General features: G+C 67.7%; 5 protein-coding genes. 3 read left to right on the forward strand and 2 right to left on the reverse strand.

The window, feature by feature from the left end; translation table 11 throughout:
• Window positions 1-114: 114 nt before the first annotated feature.
• Together pyrE and AC5RV2_RS15565 are read left to right on the forward strand one after the other, a co-directional pair.
• The gene (pyrE, locus tag AC5RV2_RS15560) at window positions 115-693 is read left to right on the forward strand and encodes an orotate phosphoribosyltransferase (protein WP_494069450.1); all 579 of its coding nucleotides are present in this window, start codon (window positions 115-117) and stop codon (window positions 691-693) included.
• Between the two features lie 23 nt (window positions 694-716).
• Window positions 717-1,730, forward strand: a complete 1,014-nt coding sequence (locus tag AC5RV2_RS15565; protein WP_494093084.1) for a thioesterase domain-containing protein — start codon at window positions 717-719, stop codon at window positions 1,728-1,730.
• Window positions 1,731-1,959: 229 nt separating this feature from the next.
• On the opposite strand, the gene AC5RV2_RS15570 is transcribed toward AC5RV2_RS15565, so the two are convergent.
• On the reverse strand, window positions 1,960-2,451 hold the full coding sequence (locus tag AC5RV2_RS15570) for a YciE/YciF ferroxidase family protein (RefSeq protein ID WP_494093085.1): 492 nt from the start codon (window positions 2,449-2,451) through the stop codon (window positions 1,960-1,962).
• A gap of 366 nt (window positions 2,452-2,817) precedes the next feature.
• Between AC5RV2_RS15570 and AC5RV2_RS15575 the strand changes: the two genes are divergently transcribed.
• Window positions 2,818-3,435 (forward strand): TrmH family RNA methyltransferase, encoded by a 618-nt coding sequence (locus AC5RV2_RS15575; protein ID WP_494093087.1) that lies wholly within the window; start codon window positions 2,818-2,820, stop codon window positions 3,433-3,435.
• Between the two features lie 258 nt (window positions 3,436-3,693).
• Here the strand turns inward: AC5RV2_RS15575 and AC5RV2_RS15580 are convergent.
• The coding region (locus AC5RV2_RS15580) for a hypothetical protein (protein WP_494093086.1) at window positions 3,694-3,947 on the reverse strand (254 nt) is incomplete at its 5' end.

Raw genomic sequence — 3,947 nt, forward strand, 5'->3', positions numbered from 1 at the left:
TGCGGCGGCGCCCGGTCTGGCGTCCCGTAGCGCCCGGTCTGGGGGCTCCGGCGGGGCCGCGAGGCCTGTCATGGATTCCCGGTGCGGCGGGGGCAACCCCATAGACTAAGAGCCATGACCCAGACTCCCGTGGCCGATCCAGCGGCCGACCGCGCCCGCCTGCTCGAACTGATTAAGGAACTGGCCGTGGTGCGCGGCAGGGTCACCCTCTCCAGCGGTGCCGAAGCCGACTACTACATCGACCTGCGGCGGGTCACCCTGCACCATGAAGCGTCCCGGCTGGTCGGCAGGGTCATGCTGGCCATGCTCGACGAGGCCGGCATCGAATTCCAGGCCGCCGGCGGCCTGACCATGGGGGCCGATCCGGTGGGGACGGCGCTGATGCACGCGGCCGGGGACGGTGGACGGGCCGTCGACGCCTTCGTGGTGCGCAAGGCGCAGAAGTCCTACGGCATGGGCCGCCAGGTGGAGGGCCCGGAGGTGAAGGATCGCCCCGTCGTCGTGCTGGAAGATACCTCCACGACCGGTGGATCCGCGCTGACCGCGGTCGAAGGCGTGCGCCAGGCCGGCGGGCAGGTCCAGGCCGTGGCGGTCATTGTGGACCGCGACACCGGAGCGAAGGAACGCATTGAGGCCGAAGCCGGCGTGCCCTATCTCTTCGCGTTCGGCAAGGACGAACTGGAGCTGGACTAGCCGCCGGTGGCCGGCCAGCTCGAATGATGGATCTCCGCCGGAACCACGCCTTCCGCCAGCTGCGCCTGGCCAGCAACCTGCACCGGGTTTCGCGCCGCTCGTTCCTGATCGGTGCCGCCTTCGGACTGGGCACCGCCGCGGACCTGGCGGCCACCCGGGTCATCCAGGAGATGCGCAACGAAGCGCAGATCCTCACGCTGGACGACGAACGCGCGGACCGGCGCTTCCCACGCACCAGCTGGGTGGTCTTCCCGGGGTACAAGACCAGCTGGGAAGAGGGCCTGTGGATCTTGAACTCGTTGCGCGGCGGCCTGGTGGATCGCGGCCGGCTGGCGGTGGCGGGGTATTCGAACCGCGGGCTGGACCTTGCCGAATTGACCGAGGTGCTGCAGAAGCATATCCAGGACAACGACCTGCAACGGCTCTATTTCTACGGGCACAGCTTCGGCGGCATGGTGGCCGTGGAAATGACCGCACGGCTGCGCGCCAAGGGCTTCCCGGTGGAGCTGATCCTGATGGATTCGTCCCCATACAGCCGCTTCGATGTGCTGGACAAGACCATGTTCGAAGGTGTGGTCTTCCTCTACGAGGCCGGCTACCGGGTGCCCAGCTACCTGCGGGGCGGATACGAGCTGGGCGAGCGGATCGTGCACAAGGACGAGCGCACCTGGCGGCAAATTGTGGAGCAGACCATGGAGCAGCTGTCGCCGCTGGCCGTGTCCAGCACGCTGATCCAGTCCCAGTCCTCGTACATCTATCACTTCGACGCGCATCGCTTCCGCCACAGTATCGGCGACACCCGCATCGCCTGGATGGGCAACCCGGGAGACCAGACGGTCAACTATTCGACCGCCCGGCGCAGCTGGCAGGTGAACTATGAGGCGAACTTCCTCACCAACAACCTGGTCACCGAAGGCGCCCGGCCGGCCCACGCCAGCCCGCAGTGGAATTCAGCGATCTACGTGCCGATCGTCCAGCAGGTGGCGGACGAATTCTTCCCGCTGCCTGTGGTCGGCGGGCGCAAAACCTACTACTAGTAACGGACCGGCGGCAGGTTACTTCCGCTGCGCGCGACGGGAAGCGGAGCGGCACGCAGCGGAGGGGACGGCAGGCGCGCGGGGGAAGAGGGGCCGCCGACACCGAAAGGGAGCGCGGACACGCCAAGCGGAGCGGCAGGCACGCGAAAGGGAGCGGTGCCGCCCACGCAGCTCCGCTCCCTTTCGCTGTTTACCCGTGCGCCGGCGGCCATCGCGCCGGTTGGCCGCGCTACTTGGCGGCGGCTTCCTGGGCGAGCTTTCGGCCGAACTCGATCAGCTTGTCCCGAGTGCTTTCTTCCTGGCCCAGGATCTGCTGAAGCAGCTCCACGACTTCGGTCTGGCCCTGGGCCTGCGCCGAGGTGATCAGCGTGGTGTAGCAGGCGACCTCATGGTGTTCCGTGTCCAGCGCGCCGGCCACGATGACCATGTCCACCAGGCTCGGGTCCACCTTGTCCAAGGCGGCCTGCGCTTCCTCGGCCAGGCCCTTGCTCACCGGGGAGCGCTGCTCCTTGGCCTCCAAGCCCAAAGCCTTGAAGCATTTTTCGATATACGTGATCTGTTCACGCGTCTCGTCCTGGTGGTGGCTGAGCATGTCCTTCAGCTCTTGGCTCCGTGCAACCTTCTGGTTCTCTTCGAGCATCTTGAGCACGTCATGTTCCGACCGAAGGGCGACGCCCAGCTTGAAAGCGAAAAGTTCCTCGGGGGTGGTCAATTCAGCCATTGAAACTCCTTTTCCGATGGATCGTTATACAGCATGCTTATCATTCCTGGTTGATCGTTTACAACCCGCTGCAGCTCCGTCGGCGGCTCCCGCCGCGGTCCTTCCGCATCACCCTGCGGCGGCCCTTCCCCGCCACGGTGCCTGAGGCTGCCGTCTGTCCCCTAGGCTTGTGGGGTGGAAGAAAAAGCAGGTGAAACCGGGGCCGGACCGAGGTTGACCGATGGGGTCGGCGAACGGCCGGATACCCCGGCGGACGCCCCGAACGGCTCCGAAACCCGCGCGCCGGATGCCGCCCCGAACGGCTCCGAAACCGGCGCGCCGGATGCTGCCCCGAACGGCTCCGAGGCTGGCGGGCAGGAGCCGGCCATCGGCGTCGGACCGTGGGAGGGGCCGTTGCCCGACGGCGACCATTGGGACCCGCAGCTGCTGGCCGACGGCGACCGGCGGAACGTGACTGACCAGTACCGCTACTGGAAGCACGAGGCGATCGTCGCGGACCTGGACACCCGCCGGCACAACTTCCACGTGGCCATCGAGAACTGGCAGCACGACCTCAACATCGGCTCGGTGGTGCGGTGTGCCAACGCCTTCCTGGCCAAGGAAGTGCACATCATCGGACGACGGCGGTGGAACCGGCGCGGGGCCATGGTCACCGACCGCTACCAGCACGTCCGGCACCATCCCACCGTGGAGGACTTTGTGGCGTGGGCTCAGGGCGAGGGCCTGCGGATCATCGGGATCGACAACTTCCCCGACTCGGTGCCGCTGGAAACCTACGACCTGCCGGAGAACGCGGTGCTGGTGTTCGGGCAGGAGGGGCCCGGGCTGACGCCGGAGGTCCACGCCGCAGCCGATGCCACGCTGTCCATCGCGCAGTTCGGTTCGACTCGGTCGATCAATGCCTCAGCCGCCGCGGCCATCGCGATGCACGCGTGGGTCCGGCGCCACGTTTTCGCGCAGCCGCCGGTTCCGACTGCCCCTTAGCGTGCAGGCCACGCGTCCGGCCTGTGTCCGGCTGTGTCCGACACACGTCCCGCCGGTGTCCGGCGTCGGGCAGCCGGCACGCGGTCGGTCCCGTAGCTAACTTCCCACGTATAGCCGTATCTCCCCATGTTTCGGGCTGTCCATCTGCCCCTGACGTGCGCGGAAACGTACTGGGGGCCGTCCGAAACGTGGGAGCGAAGGGAGTGGGTGTGGGGGCGGGCCGGGCCCTGTGACGGGGCGGTCGGTCCACCGGTGGTTTCAGGAGTGGGCCGGGCGGCGACGACCGGCGGTTGCAGGCGCGGGAGCCAGGCGTCGTCGGCGGTTTCTGCAGTGGAGCTGCAGCCAGCAGTCAGCCGAGCAGCTCCAGTAATGCTCCGGCGCCGACCGTCCGGGCCCCGAGGGCTCCAACCCGCTCGGGCCGGCTTCGCGCATCTGCTCATGCGCATCGTACGGGTCGGTGAGGAAATCGTCGCTGAACGGATCGAGGTCCAGCGCGGGTGCCTTGGCGGCCA

The sequence above is a fragment of the Arthrobacter sp. Y3225116 genome (genome assembly GCF_059091245.1).